Below are 17,860 nucleotides of genomic sequence, written 5' to 3' on the forward strand. Positions count from 1 at the left end.
CCGCAGCTGCACGGCACGTCAAGCGTCGGCATTCCGCCGAACCTCAATCGCAAACAATTTCGGCGCGGGAAGTATGAGGTGCGGCGGATCCACATTATAAGTCCTTCTCCCTCGCAGATCGTGGCGAGGATAGCCTTCAAAGATGAGGAGAATCGCCATGTCTTCGATCCGGCTCTTCTACAGCGACGGTGCCTGCTCGCTTGCGCCGCATATCGCGCTGGAGGAGACAGGCGCATCCTTCGAGCCGGTCCGCGTCGACATGGCGTCGGGCGAACAACGGTCGGCAGAGTTCCTCCGCATCAATCCCAAAGGGCGCGTGCCTGCGCTGGCCGTCGATGACTGGGTGCTGACGGAGAACCCGGCAATCCTCCAGTTCATCGCGCGCTCGTTTCCGCATGCAGGACTGTGGCCGGACCAATTGCGCGATCAGGCGCGGGTGGCGGAGTGGCTGGCGTGGATCGCTTCCACCGTCCATGTCGCCTATGCCCATGTTCGGCGCGCGGAACGCTATGCCGCCAGCGACGCGGCGCTGGAGGACGTGCGTGCCAAGGGCCTCCAGACCTGCCGCGACCTATGGCAGGCGGTTGATGCCCGGCTCGGCGACGGACCGTGGGCGATCGGCGAGCATTATAGCGTCGCGGATGCCTATCTGCTGGTCTTCTGGACCTGGGGGCGCGGGGCCTACCTCGGCTTCGATATGGCGAACGATTGTCCGCACTGGACCGCGCATGCCCGGCGGATGGGACTGCGCCCCGCCGTGCAGCGGGCCTTCGAGCGCGAAGGGCTGGCATTGCCTGCTGGCGGCTAGGCACCGTCGGTGCGGCACCGGCATGCAGCTCGACGACATCAACGACTCTGATGCGAGGGGAACACCGTCGTATCATAGGAAGGACAGTTGCGCTCGCAAGCGACGTATGACGGCTCGGGCGCCGTCATCGTCATGGACGCGCCAAAGGAACTGGGCGGCTGCATCGTCGGCATCATGGGCATTGTCGGCCGATCCATGGATATCGACATTCCCGGAGCGACAACGACGATCACCAAGGGACATGGCGAACGCGCCCCGTCGCTGAATATCTGCTGGAGGATGTCGCATCAGGCCGAGCCGTCCTCGTCGCGGCGGTCGCCGGCGCGCAATTAATGGCCGGAAGCCGCGACGATATCAGCCTGTTCGACAGCCTCGTCATTGCCTATCGCGAGGCGGGCCTTCTGCCGTCATAGCGTATCAGCAACCCTGCCCCGCATCATATCGGGCGCGGGCGTCCTGTATATTTCGCTGCTGGGCATTCGCCCACAGGGTGAGCGCCATGACCGGCTCGAGCAGCGAGCGTCCGACGTCGGTCAGTGCGTAATCGACGCGTGGCGGGATCGTCGGAAACATGGTGCGGCTCACCAGGCCGTCGCGCTCCAGTCCACGCAGCGTGATCGTCAGCATGCGCTGCGAGATGCCGTCGATCCGACGCCGCAACTCGTTGAAGCGCACCGGTCCGTCCTTGAGCGACGCGATGATGTAGAGGCTCCATTTGTCGCCGACGAGATCGAGGATCTCGCGAACCATCCGGCAGTCGTTGGCTTCGTCGGGGGCGGGAAAATCGATGTCACCTGGTGTCACGAGAGTGCCTTCTTGCGAGGAGCGGATCGGTCACTTTAATAGCGTCGGTAACAATTGGTTACTACTCGCTCCATCGGTGCCACCATGAATAGCATGTGTCTCATTCTATCGAGCCCGCTTCGCTTCGCTCCGGAAGCAGCCGCTTCCCGGCAATCCACGAACCGTGACGCGGGAAGGACGATATGATGAAGATCGCCGTCTTCGGCGGTACCGGCCCGACCGGACGCCACATCATCGAAGAGGCGCTGGGTCGCGGCCATACGCTGTCCGTCTACACGCGCGATGCCGCAAAGCTCGCGGGCTATGCCGGCCGGATCGACATCGTCATCGGCGACCTGAAGGACCGTGATGCGATCAAGACGTGCATCGCCGGTGCCGACGCGGTGATCAGCGCGCTCGGCCCCAACAGCCTGACGTCGCGCGAGAAGCGGCCGATCATGCAGGGTGTCGGCACGATCATCTCCGTCATGGAGGAACTGCACGTTCGTCGGTTGATCCAGATCTCGACGGCCGCCTATCGTGACCCCAAGGACGGCTTCGACTGGAAGTCGCGCGCCTTCACGCTGCTGTTCCGCCTGATCGTGCGCAATGCGTTCGACGACATCCAGGCGACTGCCGACCTCGTGAGCCGGTCGCGGCTCGACTGGACGCTGGTGCGCATTCCCAATCTCAAGGACGGGTCTGCCACCGGCGGGGTGGAGGTCGGCTGGTACGGCCGGACGAAGCTGGCCACGAAATTGTCGCGCGGCAATCTCGCCCGGTTCCTGATCGATCAGGCGACCGCGAAGGACCTGGTGCGCAAGGCGCCCGCGATTGCCGATCGCCTGTGATGACCGACCATCGGAAGGGCAGCATCATGCTGAACATCGACCTGTATACCGAGATCACCTGCCCCTGGTGCATCATCGGGCACCACCGTCTCGACAAGGTGTTGGCGGAGCGCTTCCCCGACCTGGCGGTCGCCATCCGCCAGCATCCGGTGCTGCTGCTGCCCGACGCACCGGCGGAGGGTCTGTACATCGCCGATCTGCTCCGCTCGCGCTACGGCGTAACCGATCCCGCAGCCGCGTTCGCCCGGCCGCAGGCGGAAGCGCGCGCCTCCGGCTTCGACCTCGATCTCGGTCGCCAGCCCCGGACGTACCGGACGCAGGCGGCGCATGGGCTGATCCTGGCGACCGCCGGGCGGGATACGCAGCACGCCCTCGCCGTCGCGATCACCGATGCGTACTTCCTCGAGGGGCAGAACATTTCGGACGCCGAGGTCCTCGCCGATATCGCGGCCCGCCACGAGTTCGCGCGCGAGGAGGCCCGCGCGATCGCGCTCGACCCCGAGCAGCACCGGCGGGTCGAGCAGGAGGCGGCGCGGTCGGCGGCCGCCGGGGTCCGATCGGTGCCGCATTTCGTCTTCGGCGGGCGCATCGCCATCACCGGCGGGCGCAGCGAGGACGAAATCGCGTCGGCCATCCGTCAGGCTGCCGCCTCCCCGGCGACCGCCTGACCACGATCCGGCGACCGGGATCATAGCGATACAGGAAGGTTATCCGTGCAGCATAAGGGATTCACGGCGACCGACGTGCCCGACCAGACCGGTAGATGCTTCATCGTCACCGGCGCGAACACTGGCATCGGCTTCGAGGTGGCGAGCGTGCTGGCACAGCGGAATGCCCGCGTGCTGCTCGCCTGCCGCGACGAGGCGAAGGCCGCCGATGCGATGCGCCACATCCGCCGCAAGCTCCCAGACGCCGACCTCGCCTTCCTGCCGCTCGACCTAGGCGATCTTGGGAGCGTGCGACGGGCGGCGGAACTGGCCACCCGCGAACCGCGGGTCGACGTGCTGATCAATAATGCCGGTGTGCAAGACCCGAAGCTCAGGCGCACGGTGCAGGGGTTCGAGCAGACGTTCGGCGTCAACCACCTCGGCTGCTTCGCGTTCACGGCGCTCATAATGCCGAAGCTCATGGAGACGCCTGGATCGCGCATCGTCGTCACCAGCAGCGGGCAGCACAAGAGGGCAAGGATCGCGTGGGACGACCTCGACGCGCAGAAGAGCTACAAGTGGCTGCCGCGCTATGCCGCCAGCAAGCTCGCCAACCTGCTCTTCGTCTTCGAACTGGACCGGCGACTGCGGGCGGCGAGCGCGCCGGTGACGGCGGTGGCGTGTCATCCGGGTCTGGTCGGATCGGGTCTTGCCCGGAACAGTTGGTGGGGCAACACCGTGATGTCCCTGATCGGTGTGCTGTTTGCCACGCCCGCCATGGGCGCCTGGGGTGCGCTGCACGCGGCGACGGGGCCGGTGAAGCCCGGAGGCTATTATGGACCGACCGGCGTCGCGGGGTTGCGCGGTCCATCCGGGGAGAGCAGCGTCTCCAATGACGCAAGGAACCCGCAGCTAGCGACGCGCCTGTGGGATGTCTCTATGGAGATGACCGGGATCGATCCTGGTCTGCCTTCTGCCGACAGACGGTCGTAACGCCGTCGGCACGATGATGATCTCCCGTCCCCGACAGAGGCGATCCGGTGGTCAGTTCACGACGTTCCGGATCGTCTGGACGGGTACGTCCCCGTCATTGACAGAGGTATAGGCCTTCCCGATTGCGACGGCTCGCGATCCTGCGGATTGAACGCTTCGAGCAATCGCATCAGCCGGCCGTCGGCTGGTTCGTCCACCACCGCGAACGTCCGATCTCCGCGCCATGTCGACGCCGTCGCGGCGAAAGGGCCAGCCCGACTTGGCGCGCAGGAAGTTGAAGCTGTGGCCATTGTGCCGGAAGAGGTCTTCGGGCTGCTCCGGCGTCGCATACCGCGCGGGATAGTTCGGCGAGGCGAATGCTGAAGTCGATCGAAATGAGAATGCGCTATTGATCTTTTCCGCATAGCGCCTCTCTCCGGTGCAACGGCAGGTGAAGCGTGGCTCCCCAAAATAACAAGGCGGCTGCGCTGAATGCTGCGCCGAGCATGGACACGCCGGACCATCCCGCCTGGGCATATGCCATCGTTGAGGTGCTGGCTCCCAAGGCGCTCCCGATGGAATAGAACACCATATAGCCGCCGAGGAGACGGTTGCCGGCTTCGGGATGGCGTTCGAATATGATGCTCTGATTGGTGACATGAACGGCCTGTACGGCAAGGTCGAGCACCACGACGCCTGCCAGCAGCAAGGGCGGCGACACCGGCAAGAGTGCGATCAATCCCCATGAGGCCAGCAACAGCGCGAGCGAAACCCCGCTGGTCCATGGACCGAAGCCGCGATCGGCAAGCCGACCCGCACCGTTCGCGGCCAGCGCCCCCGCCATGCCGACCAGGCCGAACAAGCCGATCTGGCTATGGGAATAGGAAAAGGGCGGTGTGCTGAGCGGCAGGACCAGCGCTGTCCAGAAGGTGCTGAACGTGGCGAAGATCAGCAGGGCCAGAAGGCTGCGAACCAGCAATATCCTGTCGCGAAGAAAGAGAACCGGAATTGAGCGGAGGGTGGCGATGTACCCATCGGTGTTTTCCGGCGAAGGTTGTCGCGGCAGGATGCGGATGTGAGCCAAGGTGCGTAATGAAGCAGGCGGCCATCACGGATGTGCCCCGCGATGGCCGTGCCAGAACGCCAGATTGTTCAAATCACAGGGCGTAGCGCAGGCTGAGCAATGCGGTTCGCGGCGCGCCGAAGTAGCAGCCGGTGGCGGAGATGCAGGTCTTGAGATAGCGCCGGTCGAAGACATTGCTGACGTTCAGCGCCAGGTTGGCGCCCTTCAGCGCCGGCGACACCGAAGCCAGGTCGAACCGCAGCGCCGCATCGGCAATGGTCGCGGCGGGGATGCGATAGAGGTTGGCGGCATCGCCGTATAGCGAACCGAAATAGGTCACGCCGGCGCCGATCCCTACGCCCTTCAATACGCCCGATGGGAAGCTATAGTCCGCGCGCGCCGATGCTTGATGGTCGGGAACGAATGCCAGCGCATTGCCCTGGATCGACGCGCCGGCGGCGTTGCGGTTGGCCCGCAGCACCTTGGATTCGCTATAGGCATAGGAGGCGATGAGGTTGAGCCCACGAACGGGTGTGAACTTGGCCTCCGCCTCCACGCCACGCACCCGTGCTTCGCCGGTCTGGGTGTTGAAGCGGATGTCGACCGGATCGGGGGTCGTCACGTTCGTCTGGCGAAGATCGAACGCGGCAAGCGTGACGAGGCCCGGCAGATGGCGGAACTGGTATTTGACGCCGCCTTCCCATTGCTTGCCGAGCGACGGGGCGAAGGCTTGCCCCAGCCGATCCGTGCCGGCGGTCGGCTGGAACGAGGTGCCGTAGCTGGCGTAGGCGGCCAGGTCGTTCAGCAACTGATAGGTCAGGCCGACCCGCCCCGTGAACTGGCGGTCGCTCTGGCGGGCCTGGGTCTGCCGGTTGCTCGCGACCGTCAAGCTGTTGGTCGTGCTGTCAGCCCAGTCATAGCGACCGCTCGCCAGCAACGACAGTCGGCCCAGGCTGCCGTTATACTGCCCGTAAATGCCCGTTTGGTCGCGGTTCTGCTGGATCGTCGTTGCGATCGGTGGCCGCACCGTCCCGCGGGTGTAGACCGGCGCGAACACGTCGATCGAGGGCACCAGCCGCAGCGCGCTTTCGTCATAGCGGGCGCGCTCATACTGGTAATCAAGACCGATCAGCACGTCATGCGTTACCTCGCCCGTGCGTCCACGCAGGTGCAGTCGCGTGTCGGTCGTCCAGACATGGCTGCGTTCCGGAAAGGCCCAGGCATAGCGGCTGAGGGTCCGGTTATCCGCCGCCAGCGCGATGCCCTGCACGCGCTGGGTGTCGGTCGTGACATCGGCATAGCGGATATTCTGCTCGAACCGCAGCGCCTCGCTCAAATCACGGCGCAGCTCGATCCCGGCCGTGAATTGTTCGTTCCGGAAGTGATCATAGCTGGGATCGCCGATGAAGAGGCTGCGGCTGATCTGCCCCACCGGATTGGCCCGCAGCGTCCCGACCACCGGCAGTGCGGGCGGCGCGCCCCCGCCGTCGGACACGATCTTCTGATATTGCCCCAACAGGGTAATCGACGTGCGGTCATCCGGCGCGAAGCGCAATGCGGGGGCGATGAAGACCCGCTTTTCGTTGAGATAGTCGGTCGGGGTATCGCTCGTCCGGACAAGGCCGGTCAGGCGATAGGACAAGGCGGTGTCTCCGATCGGCCCGCCGAAATCGATCCCGCCCTGGAAGCGGTCGAACGATCCGGCCTGCAGCAAGACTTCGTGCAGCGGCTGGTCCGTCGGACGTTTGCTGACCATGTTGATAAGGCCGCCCGGCGCGCTCTGGCCGTAAAGTGAGGAAGCGGGGCCCTTCAGCACCTCGATCCGCTCCAGGCCATAAGGCTCGACGCGGATCTGTGCATAGCCGCGTGCGCCGAATGGCAACCTCATGCCGTCGAGGTATCGCACCGGATTGAAGCCGCGAACGATGATCCAGTCGTGGCGCACGTCGGTGTCGCCATATTGGCCGACGACACCCGGTGTGTTCTGGATGGCCTGTGTCAGGCTCTGAACGCCGCGCACCGCGATTTCCTCGGCGGTGATCGTATTGATTGCCTGCGGGGTCAGCAGGATGGGCAGGTCGGACTTCGATCCGCTCGACGTTTCGATCGGATAGGGCCTCGCCGTGACCACGATGTCCTGATCCTCCTCCGCCTTGGACAGAGGCTGGGCATGGGCAGCTTGCGTCGCGGATGCGATGCACGCGACGAGCGCGACGGAACGGACCTTCATTATTCCCCCTAAAATGATAACGACTCGCGTTAGCGTATTATCGAGGGTAAGGTCAATCGGCGTTGCCGAACCGATTCGGCGAGCACTCCCCGGGGAAAGGACGAAGGTTCGAGACCATCGGCACCTTCCTATTTGTGAAGTGAAAAACCGTCGCCTGGATCGACGTCTTGTGCAGCCAATTGACGATCGCGGCAGCATGCCGAGCTGGCCCACTCTGACAGAATGACGGTCGTTTCGACGCTACCGACCGCTTCGATCGACTAGGGCACGTCTGCATTTGAAGAATTCCCATTCGAGGTGAATTTTGATTCAAGGCTGGCGAAGTAGCCGAGCCTTGAGCAGACGCACGCTGACGGATGAACGATGGGAGCGGATTGCTGGATATCTCCCGGGCCTTGAGGGGACATGCGGCTGCAGCGGCGTGGACACCGGCCGGTGGCGTCCTCGTGTGCGTCTCGCGGCTGGACGAGATCGAGACGTATTTCGGCAACGCAGGCCTCGACCAGAATGACTTTGCGGTCCTCACGAGCGATAAGGCTCGTAACGAGCTAGGGGCGCCACCCGAACTCCACGATGCCGCCCCGATTATGTTTGTCACGCAACAGCGCCTTAAGCCTGGGCGGGGCTCAACACCCATGGCTGGTCTGTCAGAGCCCTTCTATCAACGGCATCCCCGTGCACTTCGCATCTGGGACGAAAGTGCCGAGCTGGGTGATCAGGCCTCTCCTAGGGTTGATGACCTAGGGGCGCTTCTCGGGCCTCTCCGCATCTCCAAGCCCAAACTGGCGGCGGGCATTCAAGGATTGATGCTGGAAGCGTGGCAAGCTGAGCCGGGGGCGGTGCTGACTGTCCCAGCGGGCCTCACTGTCCCCTCCCATCGCAAGGATAGCCTCGCTGACGTGAAGCGGGACTTGGTGGGCCTGGGAGGGGCGGATGAAGTCCGATAGAAGCTCTTCCCAGCCTGCCAAGAGCTGATCAGCATATTCGCCGCCGCCCGTTGTCAGGCTGGCTTCTTCGTATAGATGCCAGTCCACCTCAAAGACGTGAGCAAGGTGCGCAATCTGAGCGGGGGTGGGCTTGTCGTACTTCTGCGTCGCAAGCTTCTCGGCCTTCGCGACCGTATCAAACCATAGGCGAGCGGCTTCGCTGTAACGTGCGACCGTCGCGGGATTGCTCAAATCAGTCCCCGCAAGCGAGCGTTTCAGCTCGGTCGGACTGCCTGGAATGAAGGGGCGAAGCTCAGGCGGATAGACCCGCCGATAGCTCAAGCGGCCGGTACGTTTGTCGGCCTGTACGTGCTGATATTCTACTGAAATACCCATGCTCGCATGTACCCCGTGATGTACCGCCTGAGCGGCTGATAGTCACGGTTTTCTGCGATCCCTCTGCATGAGAGGGGGGTGGTGCCCAGAAGAGGACTCGAACCTCCACGACCTTGCGATCGCCAGCACCTGAAGCTGGTGCGTCTACCAATTCCGCCATCTGGGCACGGGGTAGGCCCGCGCCTTTAGGGTAGGGTTCGAATCCTTGTCAACGGCTTTTTTGCGAGGCAAAGGGGCGAGGCACAAAAAATCTGGCGAATAAGGACGGTCATGACGAACAAGCTGGTGACGCTGATCGGCGGCGGGGGCTTTCTGGGCCGCTATGTCGCACGCGAACTGATGCGGGACGGTACGCGCGTCCGGGTGGCGCAGCGCGATCCGCGCCAGGCCTATTTCCTGCGCACCCAGGGCGGGCTGGGCCAGACTCAGTTCGTCGCCGTCGATATTGCCCGCCCCGAAACGGTCGCGCGTGCGGTCGAGGGCGCGGATGCGGTCGTCAATCTGGTCGGCGTGATGGGCGGCAACATGCAACGCATCCATGTCGATGGCGCGCGGGCCGTGGCGGAAGCCGCCCGCAACGCCGGTGCGGAGGCGCTGGTCCATGTGTCGGCGATCGGCGCGGATGCAAACGGCGCGGCGGCCTATGCCCGGTCCAAGGGGCAGGGCGAGGCGGCGGTACGCGAGGCCTTCCCGAACGCCACCATCCTGCGCCCCTCGATCGTATTCGGGCGCGAAGACCAGTTCGTGAACCGCTTCGCGGGCATGATGGCCGCGCCGATCGTCCCGGTCCTGCGCGCGGGCGTGAAGTTCCAGCCGGTCTTCGCGGGTGATGTCGGCGAAGCGGTCGCCAACGCGCTGCGCGATCCCGAATCGCATGGGGGCAAGACCTATGAGCTGGGCGGGCCGGACGTGCTGTCGATGGGCGAGCTGCTCCGCTGGATCGCGCAGGCGCTGGGTCGCAAGCCGAACTTCGTCGAAGTGCCGGACTTCGCGGGCGCGCTGCTGGCGCGGTTGCCGGGCGCGCCGATCAGCTGGGATCAGTGGCTGATGCTGCAACAGGACAATGTCGTCGCCGCCGGTACGCCGGGTCTGGCCGCGCTGGGCATCGAGGCCGCGCCGCTGGCGACCGTCGCGCCCGAATATCTGATCCGTTTCCGCAAAGCCGGTCGCTTCGGGCGCCGTGCGGAGACGCTGGCGGCTTGAGAGGCCGTTTGGAAACTCGCGGAAAAGCGAGTTTCCAAGCGGTGCCGGCTCGCTCCCTCACCCGGCCCCCCACAGAGTACACTTGATGGGTGGCCGGGTGAGGGAGCGGGCCGGCACCGCAAAACGTGCCAGCGGCACGTTTTCAAACAATCCTTAAACCGTCCCAACCTGACAGTCTTTATCATTTCGCTGACAGCCCCGTCGCCCTATGGCGGCGGGGCTGCCTTTGCTTGTGGGGGATCCGCGTGAACGATCTGATAGCCGCCATCATCCTCGGAATTGTCGAGGGTGTCACCGAATTCCTGCCGGTGTCCTCCACCGGCCATCTGATCCTGGCAGGCGCGCTGCTCGGCTATGACGATGCGCGGTGGCAGATGTTCAACATCGTCATCCAGCTGGGTGCGATCCTGGCGGTGGTGGTCCTGTACTGGCGGACCTTTTGGACGGTCATGGTCGGGCTGGCCAAGCGCGATCCCGGTTCGGTCCGCTTCGTGCGCAACCTGCTGATCGCCTTTATCCCCGCCGCCGTCATCGGCGTGCTGGCCAAGAAGCATATCGAGGCGCTGCTGCTCCAGCCCAAGGTGGTCGCGGTTGCGCTGATCGTCGGCGGTATCGCGATCCTAGTGATCGAGCGGGTGGTGAAGCCCGGCACGACGCGCGGCATCGCGGCGGTCCCGGCCAAGACGGCGCTGGGCGTCGGCTTCCTCCAGTGCCTGGCGATGATCCCCGGGGTCAGCCGGTCGGGCGCCACGATCCTGGGCGCGCTGACCCTGGGTGTCGAGCGGCGCACGGCGGCCGAGTTCAGTTTCTTCCTCGCCATCCCCACCATGCTGGGCGCCAGCGTCGTCGAGACGGCGGGGCATCTGGATGCGATGCGCGCTGGGAACAGCGTCGGGCCGATCGAGATCGCGGTGGGCTTCATCGTCGCCTTCATCGTGGCGCTGCTGGTCGTGCGCTGGTTCGTCGGCATCGTCGGCCGTCACGGATTCGGCCCCTTTGCCTGGTATCGAATCGTCGCGGGCAGCATCGCGCTGGCGCTGCTGACCATGCATTGATACCGGATCGGACCTTGTTTATTGCGTATCGGTCGCAATAATGGGTTTGAGTGCTCCAAATCCTATTTTAGTTAGTCAGTAATGCTGACCTATTTGTCGATTTCGAGGTGACATAGGGTCGTTCGCGCAATATCCGCATCTTCGGAGGCGCATATGGCGAACGATTCTATGCTGAAGTTTGTAGGCCGCGATCAGGCCTATCCGGCCAAGCGGGCCGCAGAGACCCGCGCGGAGGATTTCCGCGAGATCGCCGAGCGTTATGCGCCCCCGGCGGCGGAGGACCAGGCCGGGCGCTGCTCGCAATGCGGCGTGCCCTATTGCTCGGTCCACTGCCCGCTTCACAATCATATACCTGACTGGCTGCGTCTGACCGCCGAGGGGCGGTTGCGCGAAGCCTATGAGCTGTCCAACGCCACCTCGACCATGCCCGAGATTTGCGGCCGCATCTGCCCGCAGGACCGGCTGTGCGAGGGCAATTGCGTCATCGAGTTTTCGGGGCACGGCGCGGTCACGATCGGTTCGGTGGAAAAGTTCATCACCGACACCGCCTGGGAAGAGGGCTGGGTCGAGCCGCTGGTCCCCGGACCCGCGCGGGGCCAGTCGGTCGCGGTGATCGGTGCGGGGCCTGCGGGCCTGACGGCGGCGGAATATCTGCGCGTGTCGGGTTACGAGGTCCATGTCTATGACCGGCACGACCGGGCGGGGGGCTTGCTGACCTATGGCATCCCCGGCTTCAAGCTGGAAAAGCCCGTCGTCATGCGCCGGGTCGAGCGGCTGAAGGCGGGCGGCATCGTCTTCCATGAGGGTTTCTCGGTCGGTCAGGACGCGACGCTCGAGGATCTGCGCCGTCGCCATGACGCGGTGCTGATCGCCACCGGCGTCTACAAGGCGCGCAATGTCGATGTGGATGGCGCGGGCGCGAACGGCGTGATCGCCGCGCTCGACTATCTGACCGCGTCCAACCGCAAGAGCTTCGGCGATACGGTCGAGGCGTTCGAGAACGGCTCGCTCAATGCGGCGGGCAAGAATGTCGTCGTGATCGGCGGCGGCGACACCGCGATGGACTGCGTCCGCACCGCGATCCGCCAGGGCGCCAAGTCGGTGAAGTGCCTCTATCGCCGCGACCGCGCCAACATGCCGGGCTCGCAGCGCGAAGTCGCCAATGCCGAAGAGGAAGGCGCCGAGTTCGTCTGGCTCTCCGCGCCGCTGGGCTTCGAGGGGGGCGAGACGGTGACGGGCGTGCGCGCCGCCAAGATGCGTCTCGGCGCGCCCGACGCCAGCGGTCGCCGCGCGCCGGAGGCCGAGCCGGGTGCCGACCATCTGCTGGAGGCGGACATGGTCATCAAGGCGCTGGGCTTCGACGCGGAAGACCTGCCCAGCCTGTTCGGCACCGCCGAACTGGGCGTCAGCCGCTGGGGTACGGTGCTGGTCGATGGCCGCACGCTGATGACCAGCCTGGACGGCGTGTTCGCGGCGGGGGACATTGTGCGCGGGGCCTCGCTGGTGGTGTGGGCGATCCGCGACGGGCGCGATGTGGCCAAGGCGATGCACCAGTGGCTGAAGGCGCGGGCGAAGACCGGCGCACGCGAAAGGCAAGCCGCATGATCCGCTATCTGACGCCGCTGGCGCTGCTCCTGGCGGCTCCGGCCGTGGCGCAGACCGGGCCGACCGAGCCGACACCCGATGCGGGCGGACGGATCGAAACCGCCCGTCTTCTGGTCGGCAAGATGAACATCGACCGGATGCTGGATTTCCAGTTCACGAGTCTGATGCCGTTGGTGACGGGCAATCTGCTCAGCGCGATGCAGACGGCTCCGGATGCGCCGAGCGGGATCAAGCAGGTCGTGGCGACCGAAGAGGGACGGGCCAAGGTCCGCGCCATCGCCGGCGAGGAAATGCTGGCCGCCATGCGCGCCCGCTATCCCGACATTCGCGAGGCGGCGGCCGAGGAATATCGCCGCAACTTTTCCGAAGCCGATCTGAAGGCGATCGGCGCCTTTTACGACACCTCGGCCGGGCAGCATTGGCTCGCCTTGCAGCCGCAGTTGCAGCAGCGCCTCGCCGAATTCGGCAAGGGGATGGGCCGCGATGCGGGCATGGCCGCCTTCCCTAAGATTCGCGCCCGCATCGAAGCCCTGGCCAAGACCCAGGCTCCCGCCGCGACCCAGCAGGACAAGAAGTGATGACCGACCAGCGCCAATATCTCGCCGAGCATGGCATGTACCGTCCCGAGTTCGAGGGCGATGCGTGCGGCGTCGGCATGGTCGCGGCCACCGATGGCCAGCCCTCGCGTCGGGTCGTCCAGTCGGCGATCGACGCGCTGAAGGCGGTGTGGCATCGCGGCGCGGTGGATGCCGACGGCAAGACCGGCGACGGCGCGGGTCTGCACGTCGACCTGCCGCACCGTTTCTTCGACGATGCCATCGCGGCATCGGGGCACAAGGTGCTGCCCAACCGTCTCGCGGTCGGCATGATCTTCATGCCGCGCACCGATCTGGGCGCGCAGGAAACCTGCCGCACCATCGTCGAGAGCGTCATCATCGAGGCGGGTTACACCATCTATGGCTGGCGCCAGGTGCCGGTCGACGTCTCGGTCATCGGCATGAAGGCGCAGGCGACGCGCCCCGAGATCGAGCAGATCATGATCGCCGGGCCGATGCCCGATGAGGTCGATGCCGCCGAGTTCGAGAAGAACCTGTATCTGATCCGCCGTCGAATCGAAAAGCGCGTGATCGCGGCGCAGATCAGCGGCTTCTATATCTGTTCGCTGTCCTGCCGCTCGATCATCTACAAGGGGCTGTTCCTCGCCGAGAGCCTGTCGGTCTTCTATCCCGACCTGCAGGATCACCGGTTCGAGAGCCGCGTCGCGATCTTCCACCAGCGTTATTCGACCAACACCTTCCCGCAATGGTGGCTGGCGCAGCCCTTCCGCTGCCTGGCGCATAACGGCGAGATCAACACGATCCGTGGCAACAAGAACTGGATGCTCAGCCACGAGATTCGCATGGCGTCGATCGCGTTCGGCGACAATTCGGAGGACATCAAGCCGGTGATCCCGGCGGGCGCGTCCGATACCGCCGCGCTCGACGCGGTGTTCGAGGCGATCTGCCGGTCGGGCCGCGACGCGCCGACCGCCAAGCTGATGCTGGTGCCCGAGGCGTGGCAGAAGGACCTCGACACGCCCAAGGCGCATGCCGAGATGTACCAGTATCTCGCCTCGGTGATGGAGCCGTGGGACGGCCCCGCCGCCCTTGCGATGACCGATGGCCGCTGGGCGGTGGCGGGCATGGACCGCAACGCGCTGCGCCCGCTTCGCTACACACTGACCGCCGATGGCCTGCTGATCGTGGGTTCGGAAAGCGGCATGGTCGTGGTGCCCGAGGCCACCATCACCGCCAAGGGGCGCCTGGGGCCGGGGCAGATGATCGCCGTCGACCTCGCCGAGGGCAAGCTCTACGACGACCGCGCGATCAAGGACCAGATTTCGGGCGAGCAGGACTATGCCGCGATGATCGGCGAGTTCCTGACCATGGACCAGCTGCCCGCGCCCACCGAAGAGGACGCGCTGGTGCGGATGCCGCGCGCCGAAATGCTGCGCCGTCAGGTCGCGGCAGGCCAGACCATGGAGGATATGGAGCTGATCCTGTCGCCCATGGCCGAGGGTGGCAAGGAAGCCATCGGTTCGATGGGCGACGACACGCCGCTGGCGGTCATCTCCGACAAGCCGCGCCTGATCAGCCAGTTCTTCCGCCAGAATTTCAGCCAGGTGACGAACCCGCCGATCGATTCCCTGCGTGAGCGCTATGTGATGTCGCTCAAGACGCGGTTCGGCAATCTCGCCAACATCCTCGACACCGAAGATCGGCGTGAGCGGGTTCTGGTGCTCAACTCGCCGGTGCTGACCGGCGCCGACTGGCACCGGCTGAAGGCGCATTTCGGCCGCTCGGCCGCCGAGATCGACTGCACCTTCGAGGCGGATGGCGGTCCCGATCGCCTGCGTGCCGCGATCCAGCGCATCCGCAACCAGGCCGAACAGGCGGTGCGCGAGGGCCGGTCCGAGCTGTTCTTGACCGACGAGCATGTCTCCGAGGATCGCGTCGCGATCGCGGGCGTGCTGGCGGCGGCGGCGGTGCATACGCATCTCGTCCGCCGGGGCCTGCGCTCCTATGCGTCGATCAACGTCCGTTCGGCCGAGTGTCTCGACACCCATTATTATGCGGTTCTGATCGGTGTCGGCGCGACCACGGTGAACGCCTATCTGGCCGAAGCCGCGATCGTCGACCGGCACGGCCGCGGGCTGTTCGGCGACATGACCATCGATCAGTGCCTGGCAAACCATCGCACCGCGATCGAGGATGGTCTGCTCAAGATCATGGCCAAGATGGGGATCGCGGTGATCTCCAGCTATCGTGGTGGCTACAACTTCGAGGCGGTCGGCCTGTCCCGCGCGCTGGTCAACGACCTGTTCCCCGGCATGCCCGCCAAGATTTCGGGCGAGGGTTACAACTCGCTGCACTATTCGGCGATGGTCCGTCACGAAGCGGCCTGGGACCAGCATGTCGCGACGCTGCCGATCGGTGGCTTCTACCGCCAGCGCGACGGCGGCGAGACCCATGCCTATTCGGCGCAGCTGATGCACCTGTTGCAGACGGCGGTCGCGACCGACAGCTATTCGACCTATCTGCAATTCGCGCGCGGCGTCGGCGATCTGCCGCCGGTCTATTTGCGCGACCTGCTCCAGTTCAATTTCCCGAACGAGGGCGTGCCCGTCGATCAGGTCGAGGCGATCACCGAGATCCGCAAGCGTTTCGTGACGCCGGGCATGTCGCTGGGGGCCCTCTCGCCGGAAGCGCACGAAACGCTGGCGATCGCGATGAACCGGATCGGCGCCAAGGCCGTGTCGGGTGAGGGCGGCGAGGACAAGCTGCGCTATCAGCCCTATGACAATGGCGACAACGCCAACTCGACGATCAAGCAGATCGCGTCCGGCCGTTTCGGCGTGACGGCGGAATATCTGAACGCCTGCGACGAGATCGAGATCAAGGTGGCACAGGGCGCCAAGCCCGGCGAGGGCGGGCAGTTGCCCGGCTTCAAGGTGACCGAGTTCATCGCCAAGCTGCGCCACGCGACGCCGGGTGTGACCCTCATCTCGCCGCCGCCGCACCACGACATCTACTCGATCGAGGATCTCGCGCAGCTCATCTATGACTGCAAGCAGATCAACCCGCGCGCGCGCGTCTGCGTTAAGCTGGTGTCCTCGGCGGGCATCGGCACGGTCGCGGCGGGCGTGGCCAAGGCGCATGCCGACGTCATCCTGGTGTCCGGCCATGTCGGCGGCACGGGCGCCTCGCCCCAGACCTCGATCAAATATGCCGGTACGCCCTGGGAAATGGGCCTGTCGGAGGTCAACCAGACGCTGACCCTGAACGGCCTGCGCGGGCGTATCCGCCTGCGTGCGGACGGCGGCCTGAAGACCGGGCGCGACATCGTGATCGCGGCGATCCTGGGCGCCGAGGAGTTCGGCATCGGCACGCTGAGCCTCGTCGCGATGGGCTGCATCATGGTGCGCCAGTGCCATAGCAACACCTGCCCGGTGGGTGTCTGCGTGCAGGACGAGCGGCTTCGCGCCAAGTTCACCGGCACCCCGGAAAAGGTCATCAACCTGATGACCTTCATCGCCGAGGAAGTCCGCGACATCCTGGCGCGCCTGGGCGTGCGCTCGCTGGACGAGGTGATCGGGCGGACCGAGCTGCTGCGCCAGGTCAGCCGGGGTGCCGAGCATCTCGACGATCTCGACCTCAATCCGGTGCTGGCCAAGGTCGATGCGACCGATGCCGAGCGGCGGTTCAGTCTGTCGACCTTCCGCAACGAAGTGCCAGACAGCCTGGATGCGCAGATCATCAAGGATGCGAGCGCCGTCTTCTCGCGCGGCGAGAAGATGCAGCTGACTTATTCGGTGCGCAACACGCACCGCGCGGTCGGCACACGCCTGTCGTCGGAGATCACCCGCAAGTTCGGGATGAGCAAGCTGGCCGACGGGCACGTCACCGTGCGTCTGCGGGGCAGCGCGGGCCAGTCGCTGGGCGCGTTCTTGTGCAAGGGCGTGACGCTGGAGGTGTTCGGCGACGCCAACGACTATGTCGGCAAGGGCCTGTCGGGCGGCACCATCATCGTCCGTCCGGCGGTCAGCTCGCCGCTGGCCAGCCAGAAGAACACGATCATTGGCAACACCGTCCTCTACGGCGCGACGAGCGGCAAGCTCTTTGCCGCCGGCCAGGCGGGCGAGCGGTTTGCGGTGCGCAACTCGGGCGCGACCGTGGTGGTCGAAGGCTGCGGCGCGAACGGCTGCGAATATATGACCGGCGGCACGGCGGTCGTGCTGGGTGAGGTCGGGGCGAACTTCGGCGCGGGCATGACCGGCGGCATGGCCTTCATCTACGACCCCGAGGAACGCTTCCCCCGCCGCGCCAACCCCGAGAACATCGTGTGGCAGCGCCTCGCCTCCGCGCATTGGGAAGGCGTGTTGCGCGGCTTGGTCGAGGAACATGCGGCGCGGACCGACAGCAAATGGTCGAAGGGCTTGCTGGAAGACTGGGACCGGGTGGCCGGGCATTTCTGGCAGGTCTGCCCGAAGGAAATGCTGACGCGGCTCGCGCATCCGCTCGACGACTCGGTCGAGGCGGTCGCGGCGGAGTAACCGGCTATAGTCTTCCTCTCCTGCAAGGGGAGGGTGTGCGGGCTTTGACGTGCCCCCGGCGCGTCAAGATGGTGCCGGGGGCACCATCTCGCCCGCACACATGCGCAGCATGGTGGAGGGGTCTCCCGCTCTCGATAGGGTGACACCCCTCCGTCAGGCCTTCGGCCTGCCACCTCCCCTCGCAGTGGAGGAATAGCGATACCCTCCGTTCCGCCTGAGCGAAGTCGAA

Annotated in this window: 14 protein-coding genes and 1 tRNA gene; 10 read left to right on the forward strand and 5 right to left on the reverse strand. The window is 65.4% G+C overall.

Going from position 1 to position 17,860, the window contains the following annotated elements; all coding sequences use genetic code 11:
* Positions 1 to 157: 157 nt before the first annotated feature.
* Complete coding sequence (locus tag KV697_RS14325; RefSeq protein ID WP_219018767.1) at positions 158 to 808, forward strand: glutathione S-transferase family protein; 651 nt, start codon at positions 158 to 160, stop codon at positions 806 to 808.
* An 87-nt stretch (positions 809 to 895) separates the two neighbouring features.
* Positions 896 to 1,141, forward strand: a complete 246-nt coding sequence (locus KV697_RS14330; RefSeq protein ID WP_219018768.1) for a hypothetical protein — start codon at positions 896 to 898, stop codon at positions 1,139 to 1,141.
* A gap of 84 nt (positions 1,142 to 1,225) precedes the next feature.
* Here KV697_RS14330 and KV697_RS14335 read toward each other — a convergent pair whose 3' ends face one another.
* Positions 1,226 to 1,558, reverse strand: a complete 333-nt coding sequence (locus KV697_RS14335; protein WP_219018769.1) for a winged helix-turn-helix transcriptional regulator — start codon at positions 1,556 to 1,558, stop codon at positions 1,226 to 1,228.
* A 239-nt stretch (positions 1,559 to 1,797) separates the two neighbouring features.
* Here KV697_RS14335 and KV697_RS14340 point away from each other — a divergent pair, with 239 nt between their 5' ends.
* Genes KV697_RS14340 through KV697_RS14350 form a run of 3 tightly spaced genes read left to right on the forward strand, consistent with a single transcriptional unit; the run spans position 1,798 to position 4,082 of the window.
* Entirely contained in the window at positions 1,798 to 2,442 is a 645-nt protein-coding gene (locus tag KV697_RS14340) for an NAD(P)-dependent oxidoreductase (protein WP_219018770.1), read from the forward strand.
* Positions 2,442 to 3,110, forward strand: coding sequence for a DsbA family oxidoreductase (locus tag KV697_RS14345; RefSeq protein WP_219018771.1), 669 nt, complete (start codon positions 2,442 to 2,444; stop codon positions 3,108 to 3,110). Before KV697_RS14340 ends, KV697_RS14345 begins: the two co-directional genes overlap by 1 nt.
* A 45-nt stretch (positions 3,111 to 3,155) precedes the next feature.
* On the forward strand, positions 3,156 to 4,082 hold the full coding sequence (locus KV697_RS14350) for an oxidoreductase (protein WP_219018772.1): 927 nt from the start codon (positions 3,156 to 3,158) through the stop codon (positions 4,080 to 4,082).
* 385 nt (positions 4,083 to 4,467) lie between these two features.
* On the opposite strand, the gene KV697_RS14355 is transcribed toward KV697_RS14350, so the two are convergent.
* The 4 genes from KV697_RS14355 to KV697_RS14370 all read right to left on the reverse strand — a co-directional run bounded on the left by KV697_RS14355 (position 4,468) and on the right by KV697_RS14370 (position 8,842).
* On the reverse strand, positions 4,468 to 5,145 hold the full coding sequence (locus KV697_RS14355; protein ID WP_219018773.1) for an MFS transporter: 678 nt from the start codon (positions 5,143 to 5,145) through the stop codon (positions 4,468 to 4,470).
* A 73-nt stretch (positions 5,146 to 5,218) separates the two neighbouring features.
* Positions 5,219 to 7,354: a TonB-dependent siderophore receptor gene (locus tag KV697_RS14360; protein ID WP_219018774.1), complete on the reverse strand. Its 2,136-nt coding sequence runs from the start codon at positions 7,352 to 7,354 to the stop codon at positions 5,219 to 5,221.
* Between the two features lie 740 nt (positions 7,355 to 8,094).
* Entirely contained in the window at positions 8,095 to 8,676 is a 582-nt protein-coding gene (locus KV697_RS14365; protein ID WP_219018775.1) for a hypothetical protein, read from the reverse strand.
* Positions 8,677 to 8,755: 79 nt separating this feature from the next.
* Positions 8,756 to 8,842: transfer RNA gene (locus tag KV697_RS14370), tRNA-Leu, on the reverse strand.
* A 104-nt stretch (positions 8,843 to 8,946) separates the two neighbouring features.
* Here KV697_RS14370 and KV697_RS14375 point away from each other — a divergent pair.
* The 5 genes from KV697_RS14375 (at position 8,947) to gltB (ending at position 17,631) form a co-directional block, all read left to right on the forward strand.
* Positions 8,947 to 9,879 (forward strand): complex I NDUFA9 subunit family protein, encoded by a 933-nt coding sequence (locus tag KV697_RS14375; RefSeq protein WP_219018776.1) that lies wholly within the window; start codon positions 8,947 to 8,949, stop codon positions 9,877 to 9,879.
* 245 nt (positions 9,880 to 10,124) lie between these two features.
* Positions 10,125 to 10,934 carry an undecaprenyl-diphosphate phosphatase gene (locus KV697_RS14380; protein ID WP_219018777.1) on the forward strand — a complete coding sequence of 270 codons (810 nt, stop codon included), beginning with the start codon at positions 10,125 to 10,127 and terminating at the stop codon, positions 10,932 to 10,934.
* A gap of 153 nt (positions 10,935 to 11,087) precedes the next feature.
* Entirely contained in the window at positions 11,088 to 12,539 is a 1,452-nt protein-coding gene (locus KV697_RS14385; RefSeq protein WP_219018778.1) for an NAD(P)-dependent oxidoreductase, read from the forward strand.
* On the forward strand, positions 12,536 to 13,117 hold the full coding sequence (locus KV697_RS14390) for a DUF2059 domain-containing protein (RefSeq protein ID WP_219018779.1): 582 nt from the start codon (positions 12,536 to 12,538) through the stop codon (positions 13,115 to 13,117). The genes KV697_RS14385 and KV697_RS14390 overlap by 4 nt, the downstream gene beginning before the upstream one ends.
* Positions 13,117 to 17,631: a glutamate synthase large subunit gene (gene gltB, locus KV697_RS14395; RefSeq protein ID WP_219018780.1), complete on the forward strand. Its 4,515-nt coding sequence runs from the start codon at positions 13,117 to 13,119 to the stop codon at positions 17,629 to 17,631. The genes KV697_RS14390 and gltB overlap by 1 nt, the downstream gene beginning before the upstream one ends.
* Positions 17,632 to 17,860: the final 229 nt, after the last annotated feature.

The organism is Sphingomonas sanguinis (assembly GCF_019297835.1).
In the GTDB taxonomy this organism is placed as follows: domain Bacteria; phylum Pseudomonadota; class Alphaproteobacteria; order Sphingomonadales; family Sphingomonadaceae; genus Sphingomonas; species Sphingomonas sanguinis_D.